General features: G+C 60.8%; 16 protein-coding genes and 3 pseudogenes. 10 read left to right on the forward strand and 9 right to left on the reverse strand.

Annotated features, from left to right (window positions below; translation table 11 throughout):
* Nucleotides 1-257: 257 nt before the first annotated feature.
* Nucleotides 258-1646, forward strand: a complete 1389-nt coding sequence (locus AC3ANW_RS05285) for a tyrosine-type recombinase/integrase (protein WP_488344159.1) — start codon at nt 258-260, stop codon at nt 1644-1646.
* 6 nt (nt 1647-1652) lie between these two features.
* On the opposite strand, the gene AC3ANW_RS05290 is transcribed toward AC3ANW_RS05285, so the two are convergent.
* Together AC3ANW_RS05290 and AC3ANW_RS05295 are read right to left on the reverse strand one after the other, a co-directional pair.
* Nucleotides 1653-2006: a hypothetical protein gene (locus tag AC3ANW_RS05290; protein WP_488344160.1), complete on the reverse strand. Its 354-nt coding sequence runs from the start codon at nt 2004-2006 to the stop codon at nt 1653-1655.
* Nucleotides 1996-2295 (reverse strand): hypothetical protein, encoded by a 300-nt coding sequence (locus AC3ANW_RS05295; protein WP_488344161.1) that lies wholly within the window; start codon nt 2293-2295, stop codon nt 1996-1998. Before AC3ANW_RS05295 ends, AC3ANW_RS05290 begins: the two co-directional genes overlap by 11 nt.
* Nucleotides 2296-3386: 1091 nt before the next feature.
* Between AC3ANW_RS05295 and AC3ANW_RS05300 the strand changes: the two genes are divergently transcribed.
* Entirely contained in the window at nt 3387-3740 is a 354-nt protein-coding gene (locus AC3ANW_RS05300; protein ID WP_488344162.1) for a hypothetical protein, read from the forward strand.
* A gap of 73 nt (nt 3741-3813) precedes the next feature.
* The gene (locus tag AC3ANW_RS05305) at nt 3814-4359 is read left to right on the forward strand and encodes a hypothetical protein (RefSeq protein WP_488344163.1); all 546 of its coding nucleotides are present in this window, start codon (nt 3814-3816) and stop codon (nt 4357-4359) included.
* Between the two features lie 355 nt (nt 4360-4714).
* Here AC3ANW_RS05305 and AC3ANW_RS05310 read toward each other — a convergent pair.
* Together AC3ANW_RS05310 and AC3ANW_RS05315 are read right to left on the reverse strand one after the other, a co-directional pair.
* A pseudogene (locus AC3ANW_RS05310) lies at nt 4715-4915 on the reverse strand (ATP-binding protein); the annotation flags it as partial.
* Nucleotides 4916-5230: 315 nt separating this feature from the next.
* Nucleotides 5231-5551, reverse strand: coding sequence for a putative sulfate exporter family transporter (locus AC3ANW_RS05315; protein WP_488344164.1), 321 nt, complete (start codon nt 5549-5551; stop codon nt 5231-5233).
* A 95-nt stretch (nt 5552-5646) separates the two neighbouring features.
* On the opposite strand from AC3ANW_RS05315, the gene AC3ANW_RS05320 reads away from it, so the two are divergent.
* Entirely contained in the window at nt 5647-6819 is a 1173-nt protein-coding gene (locus tag AC3ANW_RS05320) for a molybdopterin-dependent oxidoreductase (RefSeq protein ID WP_488344165.1), read from the forward strand.
* Between the two features lie 13 nt (nt 6820-6832).
* A complete protein-coding gene (locus AC3ANW_RS05325) occupies nt 6833-7348 on the forward strand; it encodes a DUF4142 domain-containing protein (protein WP_488344166.1) in 516 nt (171 codons plus the stop codon).
* Nucleotides 7349-7568: 220 nt separating this feature from the next.
* Here the strand turns inward: AC3ANW_RS05325 and AC3ANW_RS05330 are convergent.
* The 5 genes and pseudogenes from AC3ANW_RS05330 to AC3ANW_RS05350 form a co-directional block, all read right to left on the reverse strand.
* A pseudogene (locus AC3ANW_RS05330) lies at nt 7569-7958 on the reverse strand (ATP-binding protein); the annotation flags it as partial.
* Between the two features lie 2 nt (nt 7959-7960).
* Nucleotides 7961-8308 (reverse strand): annotated as a pseudogene (locus AC3ANW_RS05335) (IS21 family transposase); the annotation flags it as partial.
* 411 nt (nt 8309-8719) lie between these two features.
* A complete protein-coding gene (gene arsC / locus AC3ANW_RS05340; RefSeq protein ID WP_488344167.1) occupies nt 8720-9157 on the reverse strand; it encodes an arsenate reductase (glutaredoxin) in 438 nt (145 codons plus the stop codon).
* 13 nt (nt 9158-9170) lie between these two features.
* Entirely contained in the window at nt 9171-10451 is a 1281-nt protein-coding gene (locus AC3ANW_RS05345; RefSeq protein ID WP_488344168.1) for an arsenic transporter, read from the reverse strand.
* Nucleotides 10445-10756, reverse strand: a complete 312-nt coding sequence (locus AC3ANW_RS05350; protein ID WP_488344169.1) for an ArsR/SmtB family transcription factor — start codon at nt 10754-10756, stop codon at nt 10445-10447. The genes AC3ANW_RS05345 and AC3ANW_RS05350 overlap by 7 nt, the downstream gene beginning before the upstream one ends.
* Before the next feature lie 228 nt (nt 10757-10984).
* Here AC3ANW_RS05350 and AC3ANW_RS05355 point away from each other — a divergent pair, with 228 nt between their 5' ends.
* From AC3ANW_RS05355 to sorA, 5 genes are all read left to right on the forward strand, one after another.
* Nucleotides 10985-11233, forward strand: a complete 249-nt coding sequence (locus AC3ANW_RS05355; protein WP_488345357.1) for a DUF6691 family protein — start codon at nt 10985-10987, stop codon at nt 11231-11233.
* 147 nt (nt 11234-11380) lie between these two features.
* The gene (locus AC3ANW_RS05360; protein WP_488344170.1) at nt 11381-12403 is read left to right on the forward strand and encodes a YeiH family protein; all 1023 of its coding nucleotides are present in this window, start codon (nt 11381-11383) and stop codon (nt 12401-12403) included.
* A 73-nt stretch (nt 12404-12476) separates the two neighbouring features.
* Nucleotides 12477-13508, forward strand: a complete 1032-nt coding sequence (locus AC3ANW_RS05365; protein WP_488344171.1) for a YncE family protein — start codon at nt 12477-12479, stop codon at nt 13506-13508.
* Between the two features lie 5 nt (nt 13509-13513).
* A complete protein-coding gene (locus tag AC3ANW_RS05370; protein ID WP_488344172.1) occupies nt 13514-14293 on the forward strand; it encodes a substrate-binding domain-containing protein in 780 nt (259 codons plus the stop codon).
* A gap of 38 nt (nt 14294-14331) precedes the next feature.
* Entirely contained in the window at nt 14332-15576 is a 1245-nt protein-coding gene (sorA, locus tag AC3ANW_RS05375; RefSeq protein WP_488344173.1) for a SorA family sulfite dehydrogenase catalytic subunit, read from the forward strand.

Here is a 15576-nt window from a genome sequence, read left to right on the forward strand (position 1 = left end):
TGCGAATCAGGGGCTTTCTGTTTGGTGCCGGAGAGATGAATCGAACACCCGACCTTCTCATTACGAATGATCCGTTCAATCATTTTTTAAAGTATCCATTGGATACTTAAGGATTTGTTTAAGATTCGTTTTCCTCCTGTGAAGCCAGTTCCACGCGCCGAAGCAAGTTTTCGACATGCATCGACATGCATCGAAATGCATGAGCGTAACTTACCTCTGCACTTACCCCGAGGGTAAGTGGAACACGATTGTTTCTGATGACTAAAGACACAGACCCTGCAGTGCTTGCAGTGCAGTTGGCGAACGCGAAGTTAAAGTTTTCACCGGACGGCTTCACCAAGCTCCGCGTGCCCCCAGGAAAGTCACAATCTTTTCTTTGGGATCCGCGTACAAAAGGACTTGGCGTGAAGCTCAAGCCGAACGGTCAACCGGCCTACGTCTTCCAAGGCCGTTTCGCTGGGAGCGACTTGCGCATGGTCATCGGCAAAGTCGCGACTTGGGATCTCCCTGATGCACAGAAAGAGGCCCGGCGCCTGCAGCAACTTATCGACGGTGGTCGTGACCCGCGCGAAGTGAAGTCGGAGTTGATTGCTAAGGACGTCGCCGTCCGCGAGGAAAGCAGGCAGGTTCAGATCACAGTAGGCGAGGCATGGACTGTGTACCTAGCTGAAGGCCGGCCCAAAAAGAAAGAATCGTGGTCGGAGGTTTACCGTGGCACGCTCGTCGACATGTCAAAGCCGGGTGGCGAGCCCTACAAACGTGGGAGTGGCACCACGCTGCCCGGTCCGCTGCACTCGCTCATGTCGCTCAATTTAGTCTATCTGAGCAGCGAGAAAATTCAAGAATGGTCAGAGGTTCAGCAGAAACGCGGTCGTGCACAAGCTAAAAAAGCGGTGGAAATTCTGTCGGGTTTCCTGCGCTGGTGCTCTTCGCGTAAGGACTACAAGCGGCTCGTGGACGCGCGCGCTGCGCGAGCATCAGACATCCAGGACAACCTGCCAACCCGTAAAAATGCGCGTCGGACAGACTTTATCGACGAAGACCAGATGTCGCTGTTTTTTGAAGGGATTGAGCTTTCGCGAAACAAAGTCATGTCGGCATACGTTCAAGGCTTAATCTTGACCGGGGCTCGCAAGATGGAGCTCGCAAAGTTGCGCTGGGAAGACATAGACTTTCGGCATAAGCGGATGTCAATCCACGACAAGAGCGACCAGACCTCTGAGCGAATTCGCGTGATTCCGCTCACGCCGTACTTTGAGCACCTCGTGCTGAGTTGCCCTCGGCGACCGGAAAATCCATACGTTTTCGGCTCGAATCGCACAGCGGGTTCGGTGGTCGATCCTCGCGCTGCGATCCGCGTGGCTCTGCAGCATGCGGGTATTGCGCACCTGACGCCGCACGGCATGCGTCGGACCTTCGAGTTAATGGCCGAGGCTGCAGGTTGCCCAAGCGGCGCGATGGACCAGATCGCTGGGCACTCAGTGTTGAGCGGAAGCATGTCGGAGCACTACAAACCGCGAACCTTGAAGCAGCTCATGCCGTTTGCAATCATGTACGAGAAGTACATTCTTGAATGCGCCGGCATTTCGTTCGACTACACCAGCGCCGAACGTAAAAAAACCACTCCAATCCGGAGGGTGGTTTGACGAAGCTCAAGCTGCAATTTTCTGCAGTTCAGCGATGGGCCACAGGTTCTTGCGACCTGATTTAACCGGCCGTATCGGCCCGTTTTGCTTTGATGCCCACACTAAAAGGGTGCCCTTTTGGCGTCCCAATACGAGAGCAGCCTCTGCAGTCGTCAAGCTGGTGCGTCCGGGGTATTTCTGAGCCAGTGTCTTCCCGACGACGGCCGCTGAAGCAGCCAGTTTGTCAAACTCTACAGCTGAAACGGGTGCCAGTGGGCAGCGCACAGCTCCGTCTGCGGCTTTGAAGCGGTCATCCTCTTCAAGTCCGCTGACCCATGTCATGAACTCGATGCCCGGTATGGTGGTCGGATCAAATTGCATGACGGTCCAACCTGAATGCAGAAGACAGCATGAAGCCGCAATGAAAAGCCAAGGGGATGCTGATGAGTTTCGAAAAACGCGACTCCGCCCATGCAACCGCGGGCTCTTCGCGAGCATGCGTGTCCAGGCAGTTGGCGAAGTCAGTGGCCAGGGTTTTTAGCCGAACGAACCTTGCGCAAAAATCATCGTCGATCTTCTTCTCGGACAAGTGCGACAGCTCGCTCAACGGGCGGATCGCAGTCGTCCCACACTCGGCGAGTGCGAACTCAAATTCGTAAGCGTGAGTCACCGTTTCATCCTTTTCTTCGCGTCATTTTTCGATGTCGGAATTTTCATGAGAACGGTCGAAATCACCAAAGAAAAGGGATTTTTGTCTTGAGAGGGTCTGCCGACACCAACGTTGGCATCAAAACGTGCCTGCGGTCAGCTTGGCAGCCGTTCCATCGTCAAAAAGAGTGCTCCTGCAGACAGTTAGGTGAGAAAAAGTGCATGAACATCCGTTCGGCGACGTTTTTGTGGTGTTTCTGCCACGCAATTGCGATATAGTCTGCTCAAGAGTTCGACGATCAGTGTAGACAGACGTCGTTCGCTAAATTTGGTGCCTTCGGTCGAACGATTGTGTTCACTCAAGGCCAGGTGTTGGTGGAGCTTCAGACAGCGGCCAACATGCCAATTTTGGCTTGCTTGGATTTATGCGTCGGTTCCGTGAGGGGCTCTCGATTGGCCCAAGCAATTGACCGCGCAAACAATGGGATCCTCGACGGCGCGGGATTAAGTCTGAGAAGCGACGATCGGGGCGGGTGAGATTATGCCTGGGCACGCTTTAGCATTATTGTATAATCTTGCAATAATGCCTTCGAGATAATCGAAGTGAGACAACTCTTGCTTTATCGCAAGGGAAGTCTCGCTATGAAGATTCCAGGACCTCCCAAGAAAAGTAACGAGGGAAGAATGAATAAAGAATACCGATAGTTTTACCGATAATACTATCGGTAATACTACATATATAATTCTAGGATTATATATCTAGGATTATATATTTTTCTTGGTTATTTTGCTATTGATTAGGTCTTGCGTGGATTGAGTCGCGCGACTTGGCGAAAATTTCGAATCGCGGAACTGTGAAATGGGCTCGTGAAATTTTGATACTCGCCGGCCCTAGGCGTTATGCGGCAAAACGATTTCGGAAATGCAAAGGCGCTTCCATCTGGGAACTCGCCAGCCTGGACAGCTTTGTCTGGCTGGGTGGTCCCACAGACAACGTGTGACGCGTTCTGTGTCTGCTTTGAGCCCTCATGACTTTCAGATCTGATGCAGACGAATCCTTGCAAATTGAAGGGGAGCCGCCGTCAGCAGAATTTCCGAGGCTAAACTTCGCGCATGTTCCGTCGGTTCGCCATTCTCATCGTCTTCGCACTTGCCTTCTGGCAGGTGGGTGTGATTGCGGGTCAGCCGATTTCCTTCACCCAGTCCGAAGAGTCGGCACATGCGCTGATGCACTGGGCGGACGAGCCACACCATCACCACGATGGTGATGTCTCAGAGGATGACTCTGACGAGTCGATTCAGCATGTCGCCTCTGACGGTTGCTCTGGTGGTTCTGCCATTTGGCCAGCTGGGCTGGAAATGTCTTCTTCGCCATCCATCCCGTTCTGCATTGCTTCGACCGGCCAGACGGCCCGACCTGGGCCCGCTTTAGACGGGCCGATGCGCCCACCTCGACTGACGACCTGAAAGCGCCTCGCTGGCTGCATCGCTGCAGCCAGCCCGTTTTCACGCGCCGCATCCTAAGTCCACCTCACGTCCGATGACGCACGCGGTGCACTGCGGCATTTTCTTCGTCAGGATTTCTGTGAAGTTTTCTTCATGCCTCTGCACCTGCGTTCTTGCAGGTTGCGTGCTGGCCGGCCCATGGTCGGCGCTTGCACAAACCGGTGGCCCATTCACTCACCCCGCGTCGCGTTCTTCAATTGGCATTGGCTTGCACGCCGCCACCGAAGCGGCATGGCAGCGGGCCGTACAGGCGCGCGAAGCCGGTGCCCAGGCCCTGCGGGCACGTGCTGAACAAATCAGTGCTGGGGGGGTCGCCATGTCGCTGGTCGATGAGACCGGTCTGGGTGCTTTCGACGCAGGTTGTCTTGCGGATTCCTGGCGGCAGCAACCGGGGGCTCCGGCCTACTGCACCGATCTCTCCTATTCGGAGATGGGCGACGCATTGGGTGCCGCGGAAAAAAACAGGTTACCCAAGCGCCGAGACCTCGCGGTTGCCGTGATGCAGGAGCGCCTCGACGACGGCACAACCAATCCGGACGAGGATTGGGGTGTCCGATTGGCTCGTGTCATCAACATCTGATTGCTCAAGCCGTAGTGGGCAGGCGCGCCCATCCACTGCTCCACGAAGGCCATAGCTTTGATGTCCTCTTAAGGCCGAGAGCAACAGTGAAGTAGGAGTCTGCTTTCGGCCCAAAGCTGTCTCTCATGAACTGTGATGAGTGCGCGCTGTTCAAATCAACGCAGCCAGCTAGTCCAAGCCAGCACCTGCATCCTGGCCAAAGTGAGTTGATTTGGGTTTTTAAGAAAATGAGGCTTTTTGTGCGCGCCGAAGTAGAACTGAGCCACCGTGCCGATTGAATAATGAGCCAGGGGTGGAAGCCGACGTTTTGATAGTCGGCTGTGGATAAGTGTATGGCTTGCCACGCCAAGCGTCTTCAGTCCGCTGGGGTTGCAGGGCTTGAGCTAGCCCCGGTCTGTCGGGCATGCTCACGGGCCCTGATGCGTTTCTTCGTCGTGGCACTGCTGTGCAGGAAGCGGTTGCTCTCGTTGCCGGTCTCCACGATGTGGCAAGGGTGGGTCAACCGGTCGAGCAAGGCCGTGGTCATCTTGGCGTCTCCGAGGACGGTCGACCACTCGTGCGTCAATCGTTAGGGCGCAGGCTTCTGGAGTTCCTCGACGACTAGAACGACAGCTCCCTCTGAATCCGGCGTCCACTACAAGTCCACTACGAACTTCGTCGATGGTGTCGCCGTCAATGTCAAGAGGATCGTCCTTCACGGCCGGCGGGACGTGACTGATGCTGCCCGGTTGCACAGAAAACTCGCCTTGTCCGTCCTCCGTTGAAGTCGTACTGACTCGTTAGCCGCCTTCAGAGTATGGTTTGACTTCGACTTCGCCGCCCTCATAGGTGCCCTTAAGCCAGCGAGTTCATCTCCGCCACCGAGACGAAGCTAAGGGCGAACCAAGGGATGGCGATGCGGTTGTGCTCCTGCAGGCTGGTTTCTGACGGCGCCGCGCAACGCCGCATCGCTAACGTCCCGGGAGCGGGCCAGCCAAGCCGACAGCGCGATCAGCAAAGCCGCCAGCCTCATCACCCGCACTATCTTCGCGATGACCGCGGCGTCGGCTGCCTCGTCACCGATGGCGTGGCCTGCGGCGACGACCTGTACGACTTCGTGGACGGGCATGAGGCTGGCGCAGCAAAAGCGCGCTTCGTCATCGCGCGGCGGCGTTAACAAACCATCCGGGTTGCCGACCAAGTCGGCGATCACGAGAACGCCGTGTGCCCTTCCGCGCTCGTCTGTATCGGCCCGCGCTCGCGCTGGCTTGCCGTTTGCTATATTGCGACATCTTAGGAGACATCGATATGAATGACCGACGACATTTTCTTGCGCAAGTGGCGTCGCTGTCGGCCGTCTCCGCTGGAGCGCTGGGCGTGCCTGGCGCCTGGGCCCAGCGAAGCGACTACGGAAGCGGCCGGATTGTGCACCGTCCGTTTCCGCTCAATTCCGAACCTCGCCCCTATCAGCTCGCCGCCGGCTTCATCACGCCGCAGAGCGACTTCTACATCCGCAACCACGGTACGGTGCCGGAACTCTCGGCCGAGGGCTACGGGATTCTCATCGAGACGCCCGGGGCTGCACCGACGACGATGCCGTTGGCCGAGCTCAGGAGCCGCTTCCAGCGGCGCACGGTGACGGCGGTCATGCAATGCGCGGGCAACCGGCGTGCGGACATGGGCAAATATAAGTCCGTGTCCGGGGACGCCTGGCAAGCCGGCTCCATCAGCAACGCCGTATGGGGTGGCGTGGGCCTAGGCGACGTTCTGCGGGCAGCAGGCGTGCGCGAGGCCGGCGATCTGCACGTCGCCTTCGCGGGACATGACGACATCGAGGAAGAAGGCGAAAAGTTCAAGTACGGTGTTTCCATCCCATTGGCCAAGGCCATGGCCTCGGAGACGCTGGTCGCGTTCGACATGAACGGTGAAACGCTGACACCGGTGCATGGCTTTCCGGTGCGGATGGTCGTGCCAGGCTACGCAGGCGTTCGCAGCCCGAAATGGCTGGCTTCTATTAAGGTGCAGGACAAGCCGTCCGACAACCACATCCAGCAGAAGGAATACAGACTCTTCTCGCCCGACGTCACGAGCCAGACCGCAGACCCGAGCAAGGCCCCGTTTATCAACGACATGCCCCTCAACTCAGCATTGCTGATGCCCTCTGAGGGTGCCTCGATTGCCAGCGGGTTGACCAGGTTGCGCGGCTTTGCGATTGCAACCAGCGAGCGCATCGCTCGCGTCGAAGTGTCGGCTGACGGCGGCAAGACATGGACGCAGGCGGCCCTTGATGTGCATCCCGACGCACCTTGGAGCTGGACTCCGTGGACCGCCGACGTTCGCCTGAGCAAGGGTCGCAAGGAGCTGGTGGTCCGCGCCTTCGGCTCGAATGGCGGCAACCAGCCCGCGACGCCAGCGCCGATCTGGAATTACCCCGGCTATCTGTCTCGTTCGTGGCATCGCGTCCACGTCGACGTCATCTGAATCGAGGCCAGCGATGAACAAAACCCACTCGGTCATCTGTCTCATGTCGATCTTGGGCTGTACCGCGCAAGCTGTCGCTGCGGAACCTTCTGCAGCTCCAATGAGCCCAGCGCATTTCGTTCAGCAGGCCGCCCTTTCAGACATGTTCGAGACAAAAAGCAGCGAGCTGGCGGCCATCAAGGCCGATGCGCCGACGCGGACCTTCGCCGGGCAGATGAACGCTGACCATCAGAAGACGACATCGCAGCTCCAGGTCATCGTCAAGGGACGTCAGGCCGATCTCCCATTGCCTGCAAGGCTCGATGCCCGCCGGCAGACACGAGTCGACCGGTTGAGCGCGTTGGACGGGGCTGCGTTAACCAAGCAGTACCAAATCGATCAGGTCGACGCGCATCGGCAAGCCATCGCCTTGTTCGAGTCGTTTTCAATTAACGGTAGCGATGACCGCTTGCGTCAATGGGCGACAGAAACGCTTCCGAAGCTTAAGGAACATCTCGGGCACGCGGAGGCGCTCCCGAGACCCCAGTAACGTCCCAAGATTCGCATGCTGCTTCCAGCGCTGTGCGCGCCGAAGTAGAACTGAACCACCGTGCCGATTGAATAATGAACCAGGGGTGGAAGCCGACGTTTTGATGGTCGGCTGTGGATAAGTGTATGGCTTGCCCTGTTTTTCTCCTTGACTTGGTTTGAGGTTCGCGTGGCAAGCCGTGGAGGGCGTAGCTCGGAACGGCTTGCCACGCGAAGCGCCTTCAGTCCGCGGGAGTAGCAGGGCTTGAGCCGGCTCCGGTCTGTCGGGCATGCTTTCGGGCCCTGATGCGTTTCTTCGCCGTGGCACTGCTGTGCAGGAAGCGGTGGCTCTCGTTGCCGGTCTCCACGATGTGGCAATGGTGGGTCAGCCGGTCGAGCAAGGCCGTGGTCATCTTGGCGTCCCCGAAGACGGTCGACCATTCGGCGAAGTCCAGGTTGGTGGTGATCACCACGCTGGTGTGTTCGTAGAGTTTCGACAGCAGGTGGAACAGCAAGGCCCCGCCTGCCTAGCTGAAGGGCAGGTAGCCCAGATCGTCGAGAATCACCAGGTCCATGCGCAGCAGCCCGCTGGCGATCCGGCCGGCCTTGCCTTGCGCCTTCTCTTGCTCGCCGGTGCGTTGAGCCGACCGATCACGTTGACCACGTGCTCGACGCTGACGCGCCCTGAAGGCAGCCGACTCTCCATCACCAGTTCCGCGGCGACCACGACCGCATCCAGCCCAGCCCGCGGCACGATGGCCAATACCTGGTCCATGACCCGGTCACCACCGTCCTGCCGCAGCAATGCTCGTCTTAGCTGCTGCAACGCGGGCGGCATGTCTGCGAAGGGTGCACCGTTTCTCAGGGCGCCAGGCTTGCGCTGAACCAGCGGGATGTAGTGCTGCCAGTCATAGCATGTTCCGCCGGCGTCGCTCAGTCGCTCGTGGCGGGCGACCACCACGTCATCGGCAACAACGACCACGCTGCACCTACTTCGATACCGTGTTGCGCGAGAGCCCCGTCATCCGCGCGATCTCGCGCTCGGAAAGGTTGTCGCGCAGGTGCAGCCGCCGGATCCTGCCAATCATGTCCATGGTGATCACTCCTCGAACCCCGCTGCTTAAATAAACAGCAGGGTAGGTTGAACACCTGGCTTGCTTTTACTTCGGCACTACCTCTGAAAGTGGCTCAGTTTCCGGTCGGCGTCAACAGCTCAGGCCGCGGTGGCAGACGCTTACGCTCAGTGCTCCAACGAACGTCATCGCTTAAATGTCCGCCTATGGCCGATAGCTAACAGCAAAGCAAGAGTCCGCTTTCGGCCCATTGCTGCCTCTGCGAACTCAGTCCGCGACGGTTGCGCTGCTGAAAAGCTTTTCGCTTTCATTGCGCCGCTCTAACGGTCGACCGCAAAAACATCGTCGGCTTTCGCATCCACAACCGCTTCACCATCTTCCTTGAGGAACACGCTATTTTGCGGACCTGGCAGGATGTCCAGCACCGCCTCCGATGGCCGGCAAAGCCGTGTGCCCAGCGGCGTCACGACGATGGGCCGGTTCATCAGGATGGGGTGCTGTTGGATGCAATCCAGCAACTGCTCATCTGTCCACCGCGGATTGCCGAGATCCAGTTCGTCGTAAGGCGTGCCCTTTTGGCGCAGCACTTCCCGGACCTGCACGCCCATGTCCAGGACAAGCTTGCGGAGGGCCTCGCGGCTGGGCGGCGTCTTAAGGTATTCGATGACGATCGGCTCCACGCCGCTATTGCGGATGAGCGCGAGCACGTTGCGGGAGGTGCCGCAATTCGGGTTATGAAAGATGGTGATGTCGGACATGGCGTCTCCAGGGTCAATCAAGTCGCAGGGCCAGCGCGGCGAGGGTCACAAACAGCACAGGCATCGTCAGCACCAGGCCCACACGGAAGTAGTAGCCCCATGCGATGGTGGTGCCCTTGCGGGCCAGTACATGCAGCCAGAGCAGGGTGGCCAAGCTGCCGATGGGCGTGATCTTGGGACCGAGGTCGCAGCCGATGACGTTGGCGTAGACCATCGCTTCCTTCACGGCGCCTGTCGCCTGTGACGCGTCGATGGCCAGCGCACCCACCAGCACGGTCGGCATGTTGTTCATGACCGAGGACAGCAGCGCGGCCAGCAGACCCGTCCCCATCGCCGCGCCCCACACGCCGCCTGAGGCGAAGACATCGAGCAGGCGGGCCAGGTGGGCTGTCAGGCCGGCATTGCGCAGGCTGTAGACCACCAGATACATGCCCAGCGAGAACACCACGATCTGCCAGGGCGCGCCGCGCAGGACCTTCTTCGTGCTGATGACAGGGCCGCGTGCCGCGACTGCCAGCAGGACTGCAGCCGCCACTGCGGCGACGGCGCTCACCGGCACACCCAGCGGTTCCAGGGCGAAGAAGCCGACCAGCAACACCACCAGCACGGCCCAGCCGGCACGGAAGGTGGGCAGATCGCGGATTGCATCGGCAGGCCGGCGCAGTCGGCCCATGTCGTAAGTCGACGGAATGTCGCGACCGAAAAACAGCATCAGCGCTGACAAGCTCGCCAGCACCGACACGACCGTCACCGGCACCATCACCACCGCGTATCGGTTGAAGCCGATGTCGAAGAAGTCGGCCGACACGATGTTGACCAGGTTCGACACCACCAGCGGAAGGCTCGCGGTGTCGGCGATGAAACCCGCAGCCATCACGAAGGCAAGCGTGGCCGCCGGCGAGAAGCCCAGCGCGATCAGCATGGCCATCACGATGGGTGTCAGGATGAGAGCCGCGCCGTCGTTGGCGAAGAGGGCCGACACGGCAGCGCCCATCAGCACGATCAGTGCGAACAGCATGCGACCGCGGCCGCCACCCCAGCGCGCGATATGCAGGGCAGCCCACTCGAAGAAGCCCGCCTCGTCCAGCAAAAGGCTGACGATGATGACGGCGACAAAGGTGGCGGTGGCGTTCCAGACGATGCCCCAGACGACCGGGATGTCCGAAACGCCGACGGCTCCCAGGGCCAGGGCGGCGATGGCACCAGCGGATGCGCTCCATCCGATACCGAGCCCGCGCGGTTGCCAGATCACCAGCACCAGTGTCAGGACGAAGATCGCGCCAGCGGTCAGCATGTACGGCCTGGCATGCAGGTGGCGCCCTGGCAGCAGTTCTCGGTCAGGTAGCCCAGAAGTGTGTTCATCCGTTCGAAGGCGGCCCGGTTACGGATATTGCGACCTTGCCGTTCCTGCGTCACAAGACCCGACGCGGCCAGTTCCTTGAGATGAAAAGAGAGCAGCGTGCCGGAACAGCCTAGCTGGGCGCTCAGTTCCCCGGGTGTAAGGCCCTCGGCGCCCGCCACGACGAGAGCTCGGAAAACCCGCAAGCGGCTTTCCTGGGCGAGGGCGGCCAACGATTTGACGACTTCGATTTCTTCCATATTTCAATTATTGTTGAAATATTGGATGGAGGCAAACCGGGCTGGCGGCTGGAAGTCTGGTCATCGTTTTCGAGCAGCTCTGCTGCCCGCTTCATCAACCCGAGAAAACGTTGAGGGGAATCTTCAGATAACTCACGCCATCGTCTTCGACCGGTGGCATCTGCCCTGTCGGCACCATCACCTGCATCGCAGGGAGGATGAGCATGGGGACTGCCTTCCAACCGACACATCGATAGGAGACTCGTTGTCGGCAGCGCGCTTTTTGGCGCGGGATGGGCGCTTGCCGGGTTTTGCCCCGGCCCGGCCCTGGACGCGCTCGGCATGGGTGAGTTGAAAGCAGTGGGTTTCGTGGGCGCCATGCTGGTAGGCATGGCTGCCTTCGCCTTTTTCGAATGGCGCTCGAACCGGCGATGCATCACCAGACTAATGACCGGAAAAACCGATAGATATAAGAAAAACAACCTGTTTGATTTATAAGTTCGATCGTTTCATAGTGGAGGCATGAACTATCCACGTGACTTGAAGCAGCAGGCTCATGCCACATCGCATGGAGCTCCCGCGGTACATCGCACCCATGGCGCAGGCCTTGCAGGCCGCGCACAGGCGGTTCTCCCAGGTCTCGTATTGACCGCACTCATCGCCTTCGCCTCCATCCAACTGGGCAAGCTCGGCTGGCTGCAGAGCAACGGCATCAGCGCGCTGACCCTCGCCATCGTGCTGGGCATGGTGGTCGGCAACACCGTTTATTCCCGCATCGGCGCGGCGGCGGGTGATGGCGTTACTTTTTCCAAGGCAAGCCTGCTGCGCCTGGGCATCATCCTGTACGGCTTGCGGCTGACTTTTCAGGACATCGGGAACGTCGGCTGGACCGGTGTCGCCATCGACGCCACGGTGCTCTGCAGCACCTTCGGCCTGGCTTGTTTCCTGGGCACCCGGGTCTTCGGCCTGGACCGCAAGACGGCCATGCTGATCGGCGCGGGCAGCTCGATCTGCGGGGCCGCAGCGGTGATGGCGGCCGAGCCGGTGGTGCGCGGCCGGGCCGAGCAGGTGATGGTGGCGGTCGCCACGGTGGTGGTCTTCGGCACCCTGGCGATCTTTCTGTACCCGGTGCTCTACCACCTCAACGCGCAGTACGGTTTCATCAGCCTGTCTCCGACCACCTACGGTGTGTACGCGGGCTCGACCATCCACGAGGTGGCCCAGGTGGTGGCCGCCGGCCGCGCCATCGGTCAGGAAGCGGCCAACACCGCCGTCATCGCCAAGATGGTCCGCGTGATGATGCTGGCACCGTTCCTCATCATCCTGTCGGCCTGGCTGGCCCGTTCGCCGGAACATCAGAAAAGCCTGGCCGCCGAGGGTCACACCGGCAAGAAGGGCGGCATCGTGATCCCGTGGTTCGCCCTGGGTTTCGTGGCGGTCGCCGGCCTCAACTCGCTCGCCCTCCTGCCGGCATCGGTGGTGAGCCGCGTCACCGACATCGACACCGTCCTGCTCGCCATGGCCATGGCCGGGCTGGGCCTGACCACCCATGTGTCGGCCATTCGCAAGGCTGGCGTCAAGCCGCTCGCACTGGCCGCGGTGCTGTTCGTGTGGCTGGTGTGCGGCGGGTTCGCCATCAACGCCGGTATCACCTCTTTACTTAAATAAAGGCCGGCCTGGAATAAGCGTCACTCCAGCGACGTCCACACCTTTGACCGAACCATCCAAATCGAAAGACCCCATGAAAAAAACCATCCTCGCCCTGTCCATCTGCCTCGCCGCAGCCGGCATCACCTCCGCTCCGGCAGCCTTTGCCGCCGCGCCGGCCGAAGCTGCGGCCTCGGCCCGCTGGACCTTCGACGGCAGCATCCACAACAACTCGCTGGCGCTGAGTCCTGACGAAAACACCGCCGTGGTGTCGTACAGCGAGCGCCCCGACGTGGTCGTCTACAACCTCAAGACCGGCAAGGTGCGTGCGGTGCTGCACGGCTTCGTCACGCCGCGCAACATCGTCTTCGAGCCGACCGGCAAGGCGTTCTACATCTCCGACAGCAGCCTGGGCACCGTCGCCCGCATCGACACGGCCAGCCTGAAGACGGTCTCGACCTTGCCCGCCGGCCCGGGTGCCTTCGGCACGGTGCTCAGCAAGGACGGCTCGACGATCTACGTCAACAACCAGGCCGCCAGCACCGTGACCCGCTTCGACCTCGCCAGCGGCCAGCCGCGTGCGGTGGTGACCGGCTTCGCCCAGCCGCGCCAGGGCGTGCGCCTCAGCCCGGACGGCGCGTCGCTCTACGTGACCAACTTCCTCGGCGACAAGATCACCATCGTCAACGCGACGACGAACAAGATCGATGGCGAGATCACAGGCTTTAACAAGCTGCGCGCCATCTCGGTCACCGCCGACGGCAAGACCATCTTCGCGGCCAACAGCGGCAGCAACACCATCGCGGTGGTGGATGTCGAAAAGCGCGCCATCGAATCCACCATTGCGGTCGGCAAGGACCCTTACGGTGCGGCGCTCACGCCGGACGGCAAGCATGTCTATGCCGGCAACCTGGGCGACAACTCGCTGTCGGTGATCGACGTCGCAAGCAAGGCCGTCACCGCCACCATCACCGGCTTCAAGGAGCCGCGCCAGGCCATCGTTTTCACCCGTGACGGCAAGCTGGCCTACGTGCTGAACGAAGACCTGAGCCTGGCCAAGGTGGACTTGGCAGCAAACAGCGTCGAATCGACGATTGCGGCACCGGCCGCGCCGATGAAGAAGTGAGCACCATGAAGGTCCATCCGAGATCTTTAGTGCGAGGACTGCTGACGACGGTCGCCCTGGCCGTTGCGGCTGCTGCTCCTGCGTGGGCTGCAACCCTCAAGGTCTATGGCCCCGGTGGACCGGCTCCGGCCATGAAGGAGGCCGCGCAGACCTTCGGTGCTAAACGTGGCATCGAGGTCAACGTCACCGCCGGCCCCACGCCTCAATGGGCGGACAAGGCGAAGCAGGACGCCGACGTGGTTTTCAGCGGCGCCGAAAACATGATGAGCGACTTCGCCAAAGCACTGCCCGGCGCATTCGATCTGCACGCTGCGGAGCCCTTGTACCTGCGCCCTGCAGCCATTCTGGTGCGCCCCGGCAACCCGAAGCACATCCAGGGATTTCGCGACCTGCTCAAGCCCGGAATCAAGGTAATGGCGGTCGCCGGCGCGGGCCAGACCGGCTTGTGGGAAGACGTGGCAGGACGTACTGGCGACATCGGCCTGGTGCGCGCCTTTCGCAAGAACCTGACGTTACCGGAAGCGCCGAACAGCGCCGAAGCGCGCAAGCAATGGACGCAGCAGCCCGACATCGATGCGTGGCTGATCTGGAACATCTGGCAGGTGTCCAACCCTGAGCTGGCGCAACTGGTGGAGATGGACGAGCCGTTCCGTATCTACCGCGATGTCGGTGTGGTGCTGACCCACCGCGCCGCCAACGATGCCCATGCCCAGGCTTTCGTGGACTACCTGAAGTCGCCAGCCGGCCAGGCAATCTTTGTGAAGTGGGGCTGGAAGGCACCCTGAAATTTCCTGCCTTCCATAAAAACAGGAGACAAGACCCGATGAAAAACGACATTTCCGCAAATCCTGCCGCAGGTCGCAGGCGATTCGTACGGCAAACAGGGCTGCTGGCCCTGGCGGCATCGCCACTGGCTGCGCTCGCCGCTCGGGACACTGGCGAAGGCGTCAGTTTTGCGGCGGGCCCGCGTCCGCTGGTGAAATATCCACAGAAGCGGCCTCTGATCCGGGTGACCACCAGGCCGCCGCACCTAGAGACGCCGTTCGAGGCTTTCAACGAAGGCCCGATCACCGCCAACGATGCCTTCTTCGTGCGGTACCACTTGGCCAACATCCCGCTTTCGGTCGATCCGGCGACCTACCGGCTGGCGGTCAAGGGTTTCGTGGACAAACCCCTGAGCCTGTCGCTGGCAGAACTGAAGGCTCTGGCGCAGCCGGTGGAAGTAGTCGCGGTCAACCAGTGTTCCGGCAACAGCCGGGGTTTTTCGTCGCCGCGAGTGTTCGGCGCCCAACTCGCCAACGGCGCCATGGGCAATGCGCGCTGGGTCGGCGTGCCGCTGCGCAAGGTGCTCGAAAAAGCCGGCGTCAAGGCCGGTGCGAAGCAGGTCACCTTCAACGGCCTGGACACGCCGGTGCTGCCCGCCACTTCCGATTTCCGCAAGGCGCTGGACATCGACCACGCCCTGCAGGACGAGCCGCTGCTGGCCTGGGCCATGAACGGCCAGGACCTGCCGTTTCTCAACGGCTACCCGGTCAAGCTCATCGTGCCGGGCTACTTCGGCACCTACTGGGTCAAGCACCTATCCGAGATTGAGGTGATCGACCATGTCTTCGACGGCCACGACGCGTTGTTCATGACCACCGCCTACCGGGTGCCGGACAACGACTGCCAATGCGTCGCGCCGGGTTCGGCCGCGGCGAAGACCCGGCCGATTTCCACGCTGCCGGTGCGCAGTTTCATCACCAGCGTCTCGGCCGGCGGCGTGCTGCCGGTGGCCCGCCCGGTCGAGCTGAAAGGCATCGCCTTCGACAGCGGCGCGGGCATCGACAAGGTCGAGGTTTCGGTGAATGGCGGCCAGAGCTGGCAGGTCGCGAACCTGGGCCAGGACCTGGGCCGGTTCTCGTTTCGGGAATGGCGGCTGCCGGTGCGTTTCGCCTCCAGAGGCAAGGCCGTGCTGATGGTCAGGGCGACCAACCGCAAGGGCGAAGGCCAGCCGGCCACAGCCGACTGGAACCCCGCCGGATACCGCCGCCATGTGGTCGAGTCCACCCCCATCGTCATCGCCTGA

Source organism: Xylophilus sp. PBN-3R (assembly GCF_057747805.1).